Source organism: Paraburkholderia sp. SUR17 (genome assembly GCF_029536165.1).
Taxonomy (GTDB): Bacteria; Pseudomonadota; Gammaproteobacteria; order Burkholderiales; family Burkholderiaceae; genus Paraburkholderia; species Paraburkholderia kururiensis.
Window position 1 is genome coordinate 2,520,486 of record NZ_CP120508.1, and the last position, 14,720, is coordinate 2,535,205.

The window sequence follows — 14,720 nt, forward strand, 5'->3', positions numbered from 1 at the left end:
TCAAAACATCGACTTGGCCTGCGCCAGCACCCGGTCGCACACCTGCTTCGCGAGCGCCTGTTTCACCCCGTCGCCACTCAGGTCGAGCGTCTTGCCATTGCCTGCATCGAGCAGACCGCTCGTGCCGCTCGTGTAGCCGGGACTGGACGAGGGATTTCCGCCAAGCTTGCCCATGAGCGCGTTCTGTATCGACGACGTGCCATTGGCACTCAAGTAGTTGTTCTGGACGCAGTACTGCAGCAGCCCTGCGACGTTGCCGAGGCTGCCGGGCGTAAGCGACGTGCCGCCGCCGGTCAATCCACCCGCAAGTGAGCCGAGGCCCGATAAACCCGAGCCCGTGCCGGACCCGCTGGCGGCCGCACCGCCCGCCTGATTGAGAAAATTTCCGAGCTGCGCCTGCGCAGTTGACCATGGCAGCGCCACCGCGAGCGAGGCGACCAGGGCGGATCGAAAAATGAGCTTCTTTGTGTTCATGGCAGTTCTCCGGACAGGCCGCCGTCGTGCCAGGCGCGGCACGATACGTTGCCTCAGCGTCACTATATCCGTGCACTACGGCTGGAAATGTCGGGAAAGGAGGTCTTCCATGGGTTTTCGTCCGCTCATCGCGTCCTCCCGCCCAGTCTCAGTAAATGGGATCACCGCCAGCCCGACGCGTTGCGCAGCACATTTTTCGCGCTCGCCACAATATTCGCGCGCCTGAAACGTCTTCAGACGCATGGAATCGCCACCCACTTCGCGCCCGATGACCGACCCAGACCGCGACATCACCGCGACCGTGATGCGTGAACGAACAAGGCTCGTCAATTTCATCCGGCGCCGAATACGCGACCCGGACGATGCCGAGGACATCCTGCAGGATGTATTCCACGAATTCGTGCAGGCCTACCGGCTTCCTGCACCGATCGAACAGGCGAGTGCATGGCTTTTCCGTACCGCACGCAACCGCATCGTCGATCGGTTTCGCAAGAAGAAGGAGCAGCCGCTCACCGAGTTGCTCGAAGCCGAAGACGACGACGCCGGCGGCGAGTATCGCCTCGACCTCGCGCTGCCGGCGCACGATGCCGGGCCTGAAGCGCTGTACGCACGCGCGCTGTTGCTCAAGGCCTTGCAGGACGCGCTCGACGAGTTGCCGCCGAATCAACGCGAGGTGTTTATCGCGCACGAACTGGAAGGCCGCTCCTTCAAGGACATGGCCGCGCAAAGCGGCGTCACGCTCAATACCCTGCTCGGGCGCAAGCGATACGCAGTCTTGCATCTGCGTGCCCGACTGCAGCCCATTTATGACGAACTGGATCTCTAGAGGAGTCGGCGGATGAATTTTCGAATCAGATGTATGGGTAAAGCGCTGTTCGTGGTGATCGCCATAGGCGTGCTCGGATGGATTGTCATGACGCTGTGGAACTGGGTGATTCCGGCGCTGTTCGTCGGCGCCCGCGCGATCGACTTCGCTCACGCGCTGGGCCTGCTGGTGTTGAGCCGCATTCTGTTCGGCGGATTCCGCGGACACCGTGGCTGGCACGGCCGACGCCACTGGCGCAAATGGGAATCCATGACGCCCGAAGAGCGCGAGCTTTTCCGCACCGCATGGCGCTCGGGCCGCACCCGGCGCACAGGAGAGTGACGTGCGCGAGACATCAACGAGCGGCTGCAAACAGAAGCCGGGCGTAATTGCGCCCGTCGTCGACCTGAAACGTTGCGAAGGCAAGGGCGATTGCGTCGCTGTCTGCCCTGAGAACGTATTTGAGATCCGGCACATCGATAAGGCCGATTACCTCGGCCTCAATGTGATGCATCGCCTCAAGCAGCGGGTGCACGGAATGAAAGTCGCCTACACGCCGAATGCGCACGCCTGCCAGTCGTGCGGACTCTGTGTAACGGCATGCCCTGAACGCGCCATCACGCTGGTCCGAAGGGCATAGCCTCCCACCGTATTCGCCGGAGACGGAACGACAGCGCAGGACGCCCGACGAAGGGCCCGTCGCTAGCTACGTAATCGACATCCGCGACATCAGCGACATCAGCAACGTCAACGCCGTTATCGATCTCGCCAAGGAACGCACATGGTTTCATCCACCGCCCTTCTTCTGCAACGGCTTCACGAACAGAGTCAGACCGAAATGCTGGCGCGCGCACGCGCGCAGTACCCGGGGTCGAACGAGGCATTTCTGACGCTCGCTGAAGAATACGAAGCGCTCGCGCCCCGGTTGCGGGGACGGTTTCTCGAAACGCTCGGGCTGTCCAGCGAAGACTTCGAATCCTCGCAAGGCAGTTCTCTATTGTTGGCCGTGTCGGCGGAGACGGGAAGATTTCTGCGCAACATGGTGCTCTCGCGACAGCCGGCCCGAATCCTCGAACTCGGCAGCTCCTGCGGCGTGTCCACGCTGTATTTCGCCGAGGCCCTGCGCACTTTGGGCCGTGGCGTGGTCGTAGCAACCGAATGTGACGCGCTCAAGTGCGCACATCTGCGCACCCACGTCGAAGCAGCGGCCCTGAACGCTTATGTCGACCTGAGAGAAGGCGACGTCTTCGAGACTGTTGCCAAACTGGACGGTACGTTCGACATGGTATTCATCGACGTCTGGGCCGACACCTATCTCAGGCTGTTCAGGCAGATCGAGCATCTGCTGCGCCCGGGGTCGGTCGTACTCGCCGACAACATGTACACCGCCGAGGACGCCGTTCGACCGTACAAGCACTACCTCGACAGCGATCCGCGTTTCTCGACCACGACGCTGGACTTCGAATCGGGCATCGAATTTACCGTCGTCGTTTCCTGAGCGGATGTCGTCGATGGAATACGCTGCGGACCAGGCTGACCGTGCACGCCAGTGACCGAAGCCGCCTCCCGCGTCTCGGCTCTGCCGACTCTGGCGACTGCATATCGGCTGACTCTACGCGCCCCGAAGAGGTCGGATTCGACATCGTCCATCAATGTCCGATAGCGCAATGTCCGATAGCGGCCAGGACTTCGACATCGCGTAGCGACGAACCGAACGTACTCAGCGCAACTGCTCCTCGATCGTCTTCGTCAACGGCGACACCACTTCGCCCGTGTGCTTCGTTTGCATCGGTTCGATCAGCACGATCCAGCATTCCTCGTCGGCAACCGGGTTGTGCAGCGTGCAGCGTGGCACCACGTGCATCGAACCGGCAGGCAGATCGACAACGCGCCCTTCTTCGTATTCGATCTTCAGACGCCCGCGCACGACGAAGAAAAGTTCATCCTCGTGCGCGTGGTCGTGCCACACAAGCTGGCCGCGTACTTTCGCGACTTTCACGAATTGGTCGTTGACCTGTGCGACGACTTTCGGCGACCAATATTCCGACACATCGCCGAACGCGGCTTCCAGCGCGAACGACTCGGCAAATGGATGGACTGACACGATCACCTCCAGGTCGGAATGATGGATGAAGCGAGCAGCACGCCCATAGCCAGATTGAGAATGCGCCAATGAAGTGGCGTGCGGAAAAACCGTGCCAGCAGCATGCCGAGCGCACACCACAGGGCGAGCGAGACGCATGCGGCAAGACCAAACGCGGTGCCCAGCAACAGCGCGAGTCGGCTCGGACTGCTTGCGAGCAGCGCAAAAGACGCTGCGGCGCCCACCGTCATGGCCCAACTCTTCGGATTGAGCCATAGCAGCAAGATGCCGCTCATGAGCGTGACCGGCTGCGCGGGGCCGGCGCCGGCGTTGGGCGAACCGCTTCGCGCGATGCGCCACGCGAGCCACAGCAGGTAGGCGGAGCCGATGGCTTTCACGGTGGTCTGCAGCGCCGGTATCGCGAGCAGCAGCTTGCCGAGGCCGAGCGCCGCGACCGCGGCAAGCGAGGCCAGTGCGATCGCGATGCCGAGCATCAGCGGAATCGAACGCGCAAAGCCGAAGCGGCCGCCCGATGCGGTAGCCAGCATGGTGGCACCGCCCGGCGTGAAAGTCGCGACGGTGACGAACAGGAGAAGCGGCAGGATCGAGCTCATGGGTGCACGTGCGGGTAGTCGTGGCTCGTACTGTACGGATTGCCCACGCATCAGAACAGGCAATAATATTGATGCCGTCCATTAAGCCGCATAATGCGTCGATGACCCGAAATCTTGACCTCGATCTGATCCGAACCTTCGTCAGCGTTGCCGACAGCGGCAGCATGACGGTGGCCGCAAATCGGCTGCACCGGACGCAGGGCGCCGTCAGCCAGCAGATCAAACGACTGGAAGACGGGCTCGCGTGCCAGCTGTTCATCCGCAAAGCACGCAAGCTGGAACTGTCGCGCGAGGGCGAACAACTTCTTGCGAAGGCGCGGCAGATGCTGCAGCTCAACGACGACATCTGGGCCGACATGAACGCGCAGTCGCTGCAGGGCGTCCTGCGCGTCGGTGTGCCCTACGACCTCGTGACACCGCTTGCGCCCGCAATGAAAGCATTCGCCGAAGCGCATCCGCGCGTGGAGCTTTCGCTCGTGTGCGCCGCGTCGCCGGAACTCGGCGACGCCGTAACCAGCGGACGCCTCGACCTGTCACTGGTCGAATGTGTCGCGAGTGAAGCCAGGGGAGAAGTGATCCGCATCGAACCGCTGGTGTGGGTGAGCTGCCGCGGCAGTGCGGCCTGGCAAAAGCGGCCGTTGCCGCTTTCGATGGTGGACGAGCGCTGCGCGTTTCGTCCGGTGGTACTCGGCGCGCTTGCGAGCGAGGACATTGCCTGGCGCACGGTGTTCGAGAGCGGGAATATCGAGGCGACCGCTGCAACGGTGCGTGCCGGCCTTGCGATCACGGCGTGGCTCGCCTCGACGGTCCCCCCCGACCTCGAAACGATCCAGCCACATGCGGCCGGTTTGCCTGCACTTCCGGCGTTCGCGATCTGTCTGCGGTTGCCCTCGACGGCGCAGCCGTCGGCGCTGGCGTTCGCGCGCTACGTACGCGAATCGATGTCGAACAATGCAGGCGCCCCACACTCGCGGCTCGAGAAAATCGCGTGATGCAGGAGGCGATGGGCACGCCTGGATGGCGAATAGCCGGCTCTCCCTGTCGTTGAAGGTGCAGCTTTCGTTGTGCGTTGTGACGAGGCAGATAGCGATCTCGAACCCGAGGGCGCGCAGCGCGGCGAGCCGGAGATCGCCATCGTCACGCCGCAACCCCGCTCCGGCGGAGCAGCCGCAAGGCATTCGCGGTCACGAGCACCGTCGCGCCGGTGTCGGCGAGAATGGCCATCCACAGCGACGTCACGCCAAGCAGCGTCGTGCAGAGGAACACGGCCTTCAGTCCCAGCGCAAGCCCGACGTTCTGCCAGATGTTGGCCAGCGTCGCTTTGGCCCCGGCGAGCAGTTCGACTACCCCCATCATCTCGTCGCGCAGCAACGCAGCTTCCGCTGTTTCGAGCGCGATCTCGGTGCCGCCCCCCATCGCGATGCCGACCGACGCCGCAGCGAGCGCAGGCGCGTCGTTGATGCCGTCGCCGACCATCGCGACCGCGCCACGCTCGCGCAGCAGCGCGATCTCCGCGAGTTTCGCGTCGGGAAGCAATTCCGCAACCGACCGCACGCCGAGCACACCAGAGATCACGTCCGCCGTGCGGCGGTTGTCGCCCGTCAGCATCACGGTGTCCACGCCCATCCGGTGCAATGTCTCGACTGCGCGCTTCGCATCGCTGCGCGGTTCGTCGCGTAGCGCGATCAGCCCCAGCACGCGTTTGCCCTCCAGTACGACGACGACCGTCTTGCCGTGCTGTTCGAGCGCCTGCATTTGTGCGGCGACGGCATCGTCGAGGGCGGCCTGCTCGGCGGCGTAACGCGGCGAGCCGACGGACACGAAGCCGGTCTTCAGACGCGCCGTAATCGACTTGCCCGGCACGGTCAGCGCAGCGCCAAAACTCGCCGGCAGTTCGAGCCTGCGTTCGCACGCGGCCGCGACGATGGCCGCGCCCAGCGGATGGCTCGCCTTGCGCTCGACGGCGGCTGCCTTCGCGAGCAGTTCGCCCGGCGTGGCCGCCAGCGCGACGACGTCGGTCACCTCCGGGCGGCCTGCCGTCAGCGTACCGGTCTTGTCGAACGCGACCGTCCGGATGCGTCCGAGCGTTTCGAGCGCCGCGCCGCCCTTCACGAGGATGCCGCGCCGCGCGAGTGCGGCGAGGCCCGACGCGATCGCCGCCGGCGTCGAGATGACCAGCGCGCACGGACACGCGATCAGCAGCGTCGCGAGGCCGCGGTAGATCCACGTTTGCCATGCCCCGTCGAGCGCGAGCGGCGGCACGACGGCGACCAGCAGCGCGATCGCCATCGCCGCTGGCGTATATCGTCGGCTGAAGCGGTCGATCAGCCGCGCGGTGGGCGCCTTCGATTCCTGCGCGACCTCCACGCTATGCACGATCCGCGCGATGGTGTTATCGGCGGCCGCGCGTTGCACGTCGATGCGCAACTCGCCGTTGATGCTCACGCTGCCCGCATACACGGCAGCGCCCGCGGCCTTCGCGACCGGCACAGACTCGCCGGTGACCGGCGATTGGTCGACGTCCGCCGCACCGTCGACCACGTTGCCGTCGGCCGGGATGCGATCGCCAGGACGTACGACGACGACGTCGCCAATCGCGAGCAGACCGACCGGCACTCGTTCCAGGGTGCCGGCGCGCTCGCGCAGCGCATCGCGAGGCACGAGGGCCACGAGTGCCTCGATGCCGGCGCGCGCCTTGCTGGCCGCCACGCCTTCGAGCATTTCGCCCACCGCGAACAGGAAAATCACGGCCGCGGCTTCCTGTGCCGCACCGATCAACAGCGCGCCCAGCGCGGCGACCGACATCAGCGTCTCTATGCTGAACGGCGTACCGGACACCATGCCGGCATACGCGCGCCGCACGAACGGCGCCATCGCGACGACAGCCGCGACCGTCCATGCCCACCGCGCGACGGTCGGCGTGAGGTGCGCCGCCCATGCCGCGGCAACGAACAGTACGCCGATAGCGGCAACAAGCCTGGCCTTGCGCGTGCGCCACCAGGGCGAACGGCCGGATCCACTGGAGCGCCCGGCGCCAGCCGGCTCGCCTCCGCGACCGCCGACTGGCGTAAAGCCGAGTGTGCGAACCACGTTCTCGATCGCGGCAATTGACGTACGGCCCTCTTCGAACTTCAGGCTCAGGCTTTCCTGACCGAAGCTGACACTGATGTCAGACACGCCGGGCAGCCGTTTCATCGCGTTCTCGATCTTCAGCGCGCACGACGCGCAGTCCATGCCTTCAATCCGAAGTTTCAGCGCAAAAGGAGCGTTCACCGTTTCGACCTCGACAGTTTTCATCACGGCAGTTTTCATCACGGTCACTACGATAGACCCTGTCGTCACTCCAGGGTCAAGGGCATGCCACACGAGCCGCTGGCGATCGGACAACTCGCGCGTGCGACGGGCACGAAGGTCGAAACTATCCGCTTCTACGAAAAGACGGGGCTGCTGCCGGCGCCCGCCCGAACCGAAGGGAATTACCGCGCGTATACGAGCGAGCACCCCGGCCGTCTGAGATGCTTCTCCCACGCAATGCCGGCGAGAACGATGTCCTGCAACCCGATGCCCACCGCCTTGTAAACGATCACGTCGTCGTCCTGTACGCGGCCCTTCGCGTTTCCCACCAGGACGTCACCAAGCTCGACGGTGTCCGCCCATCGGAACGTGCCGGGCTGCGCGAGCAGAAGATCGCCCGCCTCCTCACGCGCCTGCTGCCGCAACTCGACCACGATCCGTGACGCGCGCGCGATCAGCGCGTCGTCGAGTTCACGCGTCGTGGGCAGGCTGGAACCGATGGCCGCCACGACCGTGCCCGGCGCCACGGTCGTGCCGTCGAACAGCGCGCCCGTGGCGCGGGTCGCCGTCACGATAACGTCTGCACCACGAACCGCGTCCGCAGCGTCGCACACCACGGCCTCCACGCCTCGCGACGCGCCCGCGGCTTCGACCTGCGCAGCCAGTTCGTGCATCGCCTCCAGACCAACAATGCGGAATGACCGGAGCCCGGTATGCCCGGCCAGCGCCAGTGCATGCGCCCTGCCCTGCACGCCGGTGCCGAAAATGGCCGCCGTCTTTGCGTGCTTTGCCGCCAGCGCGCGCACCGCCAAAACCGTCGTTGCAGCCGTACGGATACGCGTGATCGTATTGGCGTCCAACGTGGCGAGAAGGCGACCGTCGACGGTGGAAAACAGCACGATCGAAAAATTGAAGCGCCCGCCAATGGTCGAATAGACCTTCGCGCCGACAACACCCTGCTCAGGCAGCACGGCCCCCAGGGTCGACAGCTTCACGCCGCCCGCCTCCGTACGTATGCGCTGCTGGACGGCCGCGCGGCCGTTCGCCAGATCGCGGAATCCCCGTTCGAGCGCCGGGATGGCGTCGTCGATATCGATCAGTTCGTCGATCTGCGCATCCGTAAAATGAATCATGGAATCGCCCTTTCTCAACCAGAATAGGAGTGCCGGAAAAATGCAGTCCACGCACCACTGCATGGTGGATTGGGCCCGGCACGACGAACACGCGCCCTGCCGGGCCATAAGCAACGCTCACAGGCTGCTGTTTGCCAGCGCTTTTGCGTCGTGCTGAAAAGTGAAGCTGTCTGCGTAGAGGTGATCGATGCTCGCGCCTTTCTCCAGGAAATGCCGCCGCGCGTCGTCGATCATGGCGGGGGACCCGCACAGATAGATCGCGTATTCGGAGAGGTCCGCGAAGTCTTCGCACACCGCGTGCTGCACGTAACCCCGTCTTCGGGTCCATCCCGCGCCCGGGCGCGAAAGCACCGGCACATACTCGAACTCGTAGAGACGCGCGCCCCATTGCTGGATCTCGTCGTGCAGATACAGATCCGCTTCGCTGCGCGCCCCCCAGTAGAGCCATACCGGCGGGCAGTCGGGATCGTCCATGAGCGATTCGAGAATGGCCTTGACCGGCGCCAGCCCGGTCCCGGTCACGACCATCAGCAGCGGACGATAGTCCTCCGCGTGGAAACGGAAACTGCCCAGCGGCAGCTCGACAGCGAGGCGATCCCCCGGTTTCAGCGACGACAGCCCATCATCGGTGAACCGGCCGCCCGGCACCCGCTTGATATGGAAATCCAGTACAGGCAAACCGGCGAACGAGGCCATCGAAAAACTCCGGCGTTCGCCATCGCCCAGCAGCACGTTCATGTACTGTCCGGGATTGAATTTCAGGTCCACCTGCTCCGGCAGCGCAATTGCGAGGCGCCGGACATCCGGCCCGAGCGGGCTAATGTCGACGACGCGGGACTCGATCCGCATCGGCGCCGACACGTCTGCACCCGCCTGTGCAGCAGCGATCACCATGTTGCTGCGCGCACGTGCCTGGCAGGCGAGCACGAAACCCGCATCCGCCTCCTCCTGCGAGAGGCCGAACGGAAATTCGTCGTACTCGTGCGCGCCACTCACCACCTTCACACGGCACGTCCCGCACCCGCCCAACTGGCAATCGTGAGGAATCGCGACTCCCGCCGTGGTCGCGGCCTTGAGCAGCGACTCGTCGGCGCGGGCCTCAAATCGCTCGCCGGTTCCCGCCATTTCTATCTGATAGACCATATCGCATCTCTAACGAAACAATGGACCGGCCTGCTACCAGGCGGCAGGCAGCGTCACTTCTTGATGTCGGCTTCCACGACGACGCGATGACCGCTCGCGCCAAGCAGGTCGTGCAGCGCCTGCAGCGCCGCCACGGCGCACTGCGTGTCTTGCTCGCCGTTGCCGCCGCTGAGTCCGACGCCGCCAATCACCTGATCGTCGACGACGATCGGAAAGCCGCCGACGAAGGCGGCAAAGCGCCCCTCGAAGCTCAGTTGAATGCCGAACGCTTCGTTGCCCGGCAACGCGGGACCATTGGGCGCCTTCGTGAACAGATGCGTGGAGCGCTTGTGGCCCGCCGCGGTGAACGCCTTGTTCCATGCGATCTGTGGCCCGGTGATGCGTGCGTCGTCCATCCGTTCCAGCACGAGCGGATAGCCGCCGTCGTCGACGATGCAGACCGACTCCGGTACGTTGATGGCCTGCGCTCGCTCCAGCGCGGCCCAGGCCATCACACGCGCCTCGGCCAGTTCAAGTTTGAGAGAACTCTTCATGATGCGTTTCCGATTGAATGGGATGTCGTTGTCGCGAACCGCGCGCAACGGTTGGCACATGTTCGCGTTACAGGCCGCGGTAGACCGTCTTGATCTGCGTGTAGAACTCGAGCCCTGCGCGGCCCGATTCGCGGAACGTCGAGGTGCTGGAGCGCTTCAACCCACCGAACGGCGCATTGATCACGTTGCCGGTCGTCGTGCGGTTGATCTTGACGGTGCCCGCCTCGATGTCGTCGGCGAAACGGTGCATATAGCGCGGATTCGACGTGGCAATGGCGGCCGACAAACCATATTCGGTGTCGTTCGCCCTGGCGATCGCGTCGTCGTAACTCGTCACGGCAACGATGGCGAGCACGGGCCCGAAGATTTCCTCGCGATAGATGCGCGCGCTTTCCGGAACGTCCGTGAATACCGCGGGCGTCACGTAATAGCCATGCTCGAAGCCATCGGTCGTCAGTCGATCCCCGCCGATCAAGTGCGTCGACTGCGCCTTGCCCGACGCCACGTAGTCGAGCACCGTGTCGAGCTGGCTGCGATTCGCCAGTGGACCGAGGTCCATGCCCGGCGTGACGCCGCTGCCGATCTTGAGGCTCTTGACCCGGGCCACCAGCTTTTCCGTGAATGTGCGGCGCACCGGCTCCATCACGAGGAGCCGGCTCGTGCCCGTGCAGGCCTGCCCGCTCAGCGACAGCCCGCCCTTGATCGCGAGATCCACCGCGCGGTCGAGATCCGCGTCCTCCATGACGATCAACGGATTCTTCCCGCCCAGTTCCATCTGCGTGCGCGTCGTCATCGGCACCGACCGATGAATGTGCTCGCCCGCCGAAGTCGACCCCGTAAACGAGATCGCCCGCACGGCCGGCGATTCGGTAATCGCCGCGCCGATATCCGACGCGCGCCCCGTGACGTAATTGAGCACACCGGCGGGAATGCCGGCCTGCGCGAACGCCTCCGCGAGCCGGTAGCCGATGAGCGGCGCGTCCGACGACGGCTTGAAAATCACCGTGTTCCCGGCCATCAACGCCGGGGCAATCTTGCGCGCCGGAATCGAGATCGGAAAATTCCACGGCGTGATGACGGTGACCACGCCGAGCGGCTCGCGTTGTGTGAACACCTGCTGGTCGGGATCGTCGCCCGGAAACGTCTCACCGGTGAACGTCTGGGCTTCGACCGCGTAGAAACGGAGTACCTGAGCCGACCGGAGTATTTCATCCCGGCTCTGCGCGAGCGGCTTGCCTTCTTCGCGCGTCAACTCCGCGGCAAATGCATCCGCACGGGCCTCGAGCCAGTCGGCCGCCTTGTTGACGATTCGGGCCCGCGCGGAAACCGGCGTGCGGCGCCACTGGGCGAATGCAGCCGACGCTGCGTGGATCGCCGCCCGTGCATCCGCTGTCACCGACGACTGGAAATGACCGACGACGTCGCGGGTATCGGCGGGATTGATATTCGCGAAAGTCTTCCCGCTGACGCTGTCGGTCCACTCCCCCGCGATCAGGTTCTTGAATACGGTTGCGGATTCGCTCATCACACCACTTCCCCTTTTATGCGGCGCTCACCTGGCCGCCGCTACACGAACAGAACGGCCGGGCCGTAACGCCCGACCCGGACGGACTCAGGCGGCGAGCCCCAGCTCCGGCAGCGGAATTTCCTTTTCGACATAGTCGTAATAGAGCGCCGTCGTATAGAGCAGGCGCATCTGCGCGCCGATTTCGCAGATCTTCAGACAGCGTTGCTGAAGATCCGGCGTAGTCGCGTTTTCGAGCACGATCTGGTAGCCGCGCTCGCCGTGGATCTCGTCAGACACGATATGCAGGTCGAAGAACTCGACCTCTTCGTCCGTGAACTTGTACTTTTCCCGCAGCGTCGGCGTCTGTTTGCGATAGATCGAGGGCACCTGCGATTCGAGCCCGACCACGAGCGCAGCGACGGCGACGACGGGATCCTCGCGCATGGCCACCGAGTAGCACCAGGCCTGCAGGCCGCGCGTTGTCGGCGACATGTTGTCGGGGTCGATCACACGCTCGCGCGTCGTGCCGCACGCCTCGGCAAAACGGATGAGCAGGTCGGTATGACGGTCGCCGCCGATCTCCTCCTCGTACATGTTGGCCAGCAGGAAGTCCTTCGCCTCGGTCATATGGTCGGGCGTGCGGGCGTACAGGTAACCGAGGTAGTCGGCGAACGGGCCGACATAGTGGTAGTGATTCTCGGCCCAGCGGGCGAGGTGCGCGCGGCTGAGCTTGCCGCTCGCCCACGCAACGCTGAACGGCGCCTTGTTGGCGCTCTTGCCCTTGATGGCTTCTTCAAGCGCCTTGCGGAATTCGTCTCGATTCATCAATTCGGCCATCTCTTTGCTCCTTATCCTGGTGGGAACGACGTCTGCAGAACGCGACCTTGCGGCCCGAACAGCAGACAGCGGGGATAGAATAGATGAATAAAAGAATACTGTATACTTTAAAGTTGCGATGCGCAGGGGAGCGGTATCTCATTCAGGTGCCGAAGCACCGACGATAAAGGCTCATCGCCCAAACCACGGAAGACACGACTCAGTTGCCCGCATCGACTCCCTTGACCGATTCGAACAAAGTATACAATGTTCCATCGAGTTGATACAATTCGCCGCAAGACTGGTCGACGCCAGATCGCACCCCATCCGACGCAGAGGAAGGACGGTAATGCCGATGGTCACATTTCACCGGGACGGACAGACCTACCGGGACGAAGTCAAGGAACACACCAATCTGGTGGTTCGCGCCGGAATCAAGCAGTTCCCCTACCCGCATCTTCGTTACGAGTGCGGCATGGGAAAGTGCTCCCGATGCGCGTGTGTCGTCCATGCCGGCGGCGAACATCTTCCGCCGCCCAACTGGAAGGAAAGGAAACAGCTCGGCGAGCGGTTGGAGCAGGGCTACCGTCTCGCCTGCCAGCTGTGGATCGAGCACGACATCGAGCTCGAACAAACCGACCGGGAGACGACGTGAACGGCACGGCAATCAGCCCCGTCGCCTACGTGATTCTCACCAGCAAGCCGGGGCAGTACCGGACCGAAGCCATCGGCAAACTGACGCCCGCGGAGGCATGGGACTACCTGTATTGCGAGCGCCATCTCGCGACATTCGTGATCGCGGCGGTGTACGGCGAGGCCAGAATCCGCATCATCGATGAGTCGGGCGACGCGACGGTCAATGACATGCCGATCCGGTTCCTCGAAAAATTCTCCAACCGCGACACCGCGTTCAGCGCCCTCCAGGTACTGGTCGGCACGCGCAATTCCAATGCACGGCTGGTGCGGCGAACCGATGTGTCCGCCACGTGACGTCTTCGTTTCGATCCCGCCACGTGAATAGAACAGGCTTTCTGCATGATCCAGATTACTTTCCTCAGCAACGACAACAAGTGCGTGAGCGCGCCGCCCAACAGCAATCTGCTTCGCGTTTCCCTGCGCGAAAAAGGCGGAATCCCTTTCAAGTGCGGCGGCGGCCTTTGCGGGACATGCAAGTGCAAGGTCGAACGGGGTCTTGAAAATACCGACGCCGTGAAGGACAAGGAAAGACGGCACCTGAGCACGGCCGAAATCGCGGCAGGCTACCGCATGGCCTGCCAGACATTCGTGAACGGGGATGTGTGCATATCATGGTGACCCGACGATCGACCCTCGAGCCGCTGGGCTCCCTGCCCGACGACCAGCGCCGCCTGCTGCTAGACATCGGCCCACGCTGGGGACACGACATCCTCGGCCATCGCCAGACCGTCATCCAATGCTATACGCCGCTCGTTGCGGCTGCACCCAGGGACGGCATCGTGGTCGAACGCGACGTGCGCTACGGCCCCCACGAGCGACACACGCTCGATACGTTTCTGCCGGCCGCCCGTCACGCGGAAAGCGGCCGCCGCACCGACGATGGAAAGCTGGACGCAGTGGTATTCGTGCATGGCGGCGCGTTTGTTCGGGGCAACAAAAGCGTCAACGGCGAGATATACGACAACGTCTGCTACTGGTTCGCATCGCAGGGGCTTGCCGCGATCAACGTCGAATACAGGCTCGCCGACGCAGCGCCTTACCCCGGAGGAGCGCAGGACGTGGCCGACGCGCTGGCCTACGTTCATCGGCATGCCGCCAGGCTGAACATCGATCCGGACCGGGTCTTCGTTATCGGCCATTCGGCAGGCGGCGCCCACGCCGCAACCTGCCTGTTCGACCCGGCCGTCACGGACAAAACTCCGCCGCCGCCCGTCGCCGGCCTCGTGCTGATCAGCGCGCGGCTGGTCGCCGACACCCGCCCGGGCAATCCGAACGCGAAACCCGTGCGCGCCTATTTCGGCGACGACGAGACGCTCTACCACGAGCGCTCGCCGCTCACGCACGTCGCGCGATCCACCGTCCCGCTGATGATCGTGGTGGCCGAATTCGAGAACCCGTATCTCGACGAGTATGGCGTGCAGTTCTTTCTGGAAGCGCTACGCCATCGGGGCGTCCCGCCACGCCTGATTCAATTGCGGGGGCACAACCATACGTCGATCGTCGCGCATTTCAATTCGGGCGAAGAATACCTCGGGCGGGAGATCCTGCATTTCATTGGCAACGTGGGAAATCCCGCCATCGCCGTATAGCGGCACTCCCGTCGTTGACGCGTATGACTGCAG

General features: G+C 64.0%; 18 protein-coding genes and 1 pseudogene. 10 read left to right on the forward strand and 9 right to left on the reverse strand.

The genetic code is table 11. The annotated features are described in order from the left end of the window. A complete protein-coding gene (locus P2869_RS10960; protein WP_277596467.1) occupies positions 1-474 on the reverse strand; it encodes a DUF2501 domain-containing protein in 474 nt (157 codons plus the stop codon). A gap of 241 nt (positions 475-715) precedes the next feature. Between P2869_RS10960 and P2869_RS10965 the strand changes: the two genes are divergently transcribed. The 4 genes from P2869_RS10965 to P2869_RS10980 all read left to right on the forward strand — a co-directional run bounded on the left by P2869_RS10965 (position 716) and on the right by P2869_RS10980 (position 2,777). Next, positions 716-1,300 carry a sigma-70 family RNA polymerase sigma factor gene (locus tag P2869_RS10965; protein WP_199539731.1) on the forward strand — a complete coding sequence of 195 codons (585 nt, stop codon included), beginning with the start codon at positions 716-718 and terminating at the stop codon, positions 1,298-1,300. 12 nt (positions 1,301-1,312) lie between these two features. Next, positions 1,313-1,621 carry a hypothetical protein gene (locus P2869_RS10970; protein ID WP_026121760.1) on the forward strand — a complete coding sequence of 103 codons (309 nt, stop codon included), beginning with the start codon at positions 1,313-1,315 and terminating at the stop codon, positions 1,619-1,621. Position 1,622: 1 nt separating this feature from the next. Continuing rightward, positions 1,623-1,919 (forward strand): 4Fe-4S dicluster domain-containing protein, encoded by a 297-nt coding sequence (locus P2869_RS10975; RefSeq protein ID WP_199539730.1) that lies wholly within the window; start codon positions 1,623-1,625, stop codon positions 1,917-1,919. A gap of 141 nt (positions 1,920-2,060) precedes the next feature. Next, positions 2,061-2,777, forward strand: a complete 717-nt coding sequence (locus P2869_RS10980) for a class I SAM-dependent methyltransferase (RefSeq protein ID WP_277596468.1) — start codon at positions 2,061-2,063, stop codon at positions 2,775-2,777. 222 nt (positions 2,778-2,999) lie between these two features. On the opposite strand, the gene P2869_RS10985 is transcribed toward P2869_RS10980, so the two are convergent. Further along, complete coding sequence (locus P2869_RS10985) at positions 3,000-3,386, reverse strand: cupin domain-containing protein (RefSeq protein WP_277598114.1); 387 nt, start codon at positions 3,384-3,386, stop codon at positions 3,000-3,002. Beyond that, positions 3,386-3,976 carry a LysE family transporter gene (locus P2869_RS10990; RefSeq protein WP_277596469.1) on the reverse strand — a complete coding sequence of 197 codons (591 nt, stop codon included), beginning with the start codon at positions 3,974-3,976 and terminating at the stop codon, positions 3,386-3,388. The genes P2869_RS10985 and P2869_RS10990 overlap by 1 nt, the downstream gene beginning before the upstream one ends. Positions 3,977-4,077: 101 nt before the next feature. Between P2869_RS10990 and P2869_RS10995 the strand changes: the two genes are divergently transcribed. Continuing rightward, entirely contained in the window at positions 4,078-4,968 is an 891-nt protein-coding gene (locus P2869_RS10995; RefSeq protein WP_277598115.1) for a LysR substrate-binding domain-containing protein, read from the forward strand. Positions 4,969-5,113: 145 nt separating this feature from the next. Here P2869_RS10995 and P2869_RS11000 read toward each other — a convergent pair whose 3' ends face one another. Beyond that, on the reverse strand, positions 5,114-7,288 hold the full coding sequence (locus tag P2869_RS11000; RefSeq protein ID WP_277598116.1) for a heavy metal translocating P-type ATPase: 2,175 nt from the start codon (positions 7,286-7,288) through the stop codon (positions 5,114-5,116). A gap of 45 nt (positions 7,289-7,333) precedes the next feature. Here P2869_RS11000 and P2869_RS11005 point away from each other — a divergent pair. Next, positions 7,334-7,489, forward strand: a pseudogene (locus P2869_RS11005) (MerR family DNA-binding transcriptional regulator); the annotation flags it as partial. Here P2869_RS11005 and P2869_RS11010 read toward each other — a convergent pair. From P2869_RS11010 to P2869_RS11030, 5 genes are all read right to left on the reverse strand, one after another. Beyond that, positions 7,453-8,403: an ornithine cyclodeaminase family protein gene (locus P2869_RS11010; protein ID WP_277598117.1), complete on the reverse strand. Its 951-nt coding sequence runs from the start codon at positions 8,401-8,403 to the stop codon at positions 7,453-7,455. The pseudogene P2869_RS11005 and the gene P2869_RS11010 sit on opposite strands and share 37 nt — an antisense overlap. A gap of 117 nt (positions 8,404-8,520) precedes the next feature. Then, on the reverse strand, positions 8,521-9,546 hold the full coding sequence (locus P2869_RS11015) for a 2Fe-2S iron-sulfur cluster-binding protein (RefSeq protein WP_277596470.1): 1,026 nt from the start codon (positions 9,544-9,546) through the stop codon (positions 8,521-8,523). A 53-nt stretch (positions 9,547-9,599) separates the two neighbouring features. After that, a complete protein-coding gene (locus P2869_RS11020) occupies positions 9,600-10,079 on the reverse strand; it encodes a heme-binding protein (RefSeq protein WP_026121757.1) in 480 nt (159 codons plus the stop codon). Positions 10,080-10,146: 67 nt separating this feature from the next. After that, the gene (locus P2869_RS11025; RefSeq protein ID WP_277596471.1) at positions 10,147-11,604 is read right to left on the reverse strand and encodes an aldehyde dehydrogenase family protein; all 1,458 of its coding nucleotides are present in this window, start codon (positions 11,602-11,604) and stop codon (positions 10,147-10,149) included. An 87-nt stretch (positions 11,605-11,691) separates the two neighbouring features. After that, positions 11,692-12,423: an iron-containing redox enzyme family protein gene (locus P2869_RS11030; RefSeq protein WP_017776303.1), complete on the reverse strand. Its 732-nt coding sequence runs from the start codon at positions 12,421-12,423 to the stop codon at positions 11,692-11,694. Positions 12,424-12,751: 328 nt separating this feature from the next. Between P2869_RS11030 and P2869_RS11035 the strand changes: the two genes are divergently transcribed. Genes P2869_RS11035 through P2869_RS11050 form a run of 4 tightly spaced genes read left to right on the forward strand, consistent with a single transcriptional unit; the run spans position 12,752 to position 14,687 of the window. Continuing rightward, positions 12,752-13,057: a 2Fe-2S iron-sulfur cluster-binding protein gene (locus P2869_RS11035; protein ID WP_017776302.1), complete on the forward strand. Its 306-nt coding sequence runs from the start codon at positions 12,752-12,754 to the stop codon at positions 13,055-13,057. Beyond that, positions 13,054-13,392: a hypothetical protein gene (locus tag P2869_RS11040; protein ID WP_277596472.1), complete on the forward strand. Its 339-nt coding sequence runs from the start codon at positions 13,054-13,056 to the stop codon at positions 13,390-13,392. Before P2869_RS11035 ends, P2869_RS11040 begins: the two co-directional genes overlap by 4 nt. A gap of 45 nt (positions 13,393-13,437) precedes the next feature. Continuing rightward, positions 13,438-13,716 carry a 2Fe-2S iron-sulfur cluster-binding protein gene (locus P2869_RS11045; protein ID WP_017776300.1) on the forward strand — a complete coding sequence of 93 codons (279 nt, stop codon included), beginning with the start codon at positions 13,438-13,440 and terminating at the stop codon, positions 13,714-13,716. Next, the gene (locus P2869_RS11050; protein WP_277596473.1) at positions 13,710-14,687 is read left to right on the forward strand and encodes an alpha/beta fold hydrolase; all 978 of its coding nucleotides are present in this window, start codon (positions 13,710-13,712) and stop codon (positions 14,685-14,687) included. The genes P2869_RS11045 and P2869_RS11050 overlap by 7 nt, the downstream gene beginning before the upstream one ends. The last annotated feature ends 33 nt before the right edge of the window (positions 14,688-14,720 follow it).

Coding starts and splice junctions, on each gene's coding strand:
- P2869_RS11030 (WP_017776303.1), bottom strand. CDS start 12,423: ATGGCCGAATTGATGAATCGAGACGAATTCCGCAAGGCGCTTGAAGAA.
- P2869_RS10990 (WP_277596469.1), bottom strand. CDS start 3,976: ATGAGCTCGATCCTGCCGCTTCTCCTGTTCGTCACCGTCGCGACTTTC.
- P2869_RS10970 (WP_026121760.1), top strand. CDS start 1,313: ATGAATTTTCGAATCAGATGTATGGGTAAAGCGCTGTTCGTGGTGATC.
- P2869_RS10995 (WP_277598115.1), top strand. CDS start 4,078: ATGACCCGAAATCTTGACCTCGATCTGATCCGAACCTTCGTCAGCGTT.
- P2869_RS10960 (WP_277596467.1), bottom strand. CDS start 474: ATGAACACAAAGAAGCTCATTTTTCGATCCGCCCTGGTCGCCTCGCTC.
- P2869_RS11010 (WP_277598117.1), bottom strand. CDS start 8,403: ATGATTCATTTTACGGATGCGCAGATCGACGAACTGATCGATATCGAC.
- P2869_RS11045 (WP_017776300.1), top strand. CDS start 13,438: ATGATCCAGATTACTTTCCTCAGCAACGACAACAAGTGCGTGAGCGCG.
- P2869_RS11025 (WP_277596471.1), bottom strand. CDS start 11,604: ATGAGCGAATCCGCAACCGTATTCAAGAACCTGATCGCGGGGGAGTGG.
- P2869_RS11015 (WP_277596470.1), bottom strand. CDS start 9,546: ATGGTCTATCAGATAGAAATGGCGGGAACCGGCGAGCGATTTGAGGCC.
- P2869_RS11050 (WP_277596473.1), top strand. CDS start 13,710: ATGGTGACCCGACGATCGACCCTCGAGCCGCTGGGCTCCCTGCCCGAC.
- P2869_RS10965 (WP_199539731.1), top strand. CDS start 716: ATGGAATCGCCACCCACTTCGCGCCCGATGACCGACCCAGACCGCGAC.
- P2869_RS11035 (WP_017776302.1), top strand. CDS start 12,752: ATGCCGATGGTCACATTTCACCGGGACGGACAGACCTACCGGGACGAA.
- P2869_RS10980 (WP_277596468.1), top strand. CDS start 2,061: ATGGTTTCATCCACCGCCCTTCTTCTGCAACGGCTTCACGAACAGAGT.
- P2869_RS11020 (WP_026121757.1), bottom strand. CDS start 10,079: ATGAAGAGTTCTCTCAAACTTGAACTGGCCGAGGCGCGTGTGATGGCC.
- P2869_RS11000 (WP_277598116.1), bottom strand. CDS start 7,288: ATGAAAACTGCCGTGATGAAAACTGTCGAGGTCGAAACGGTGAACGCT.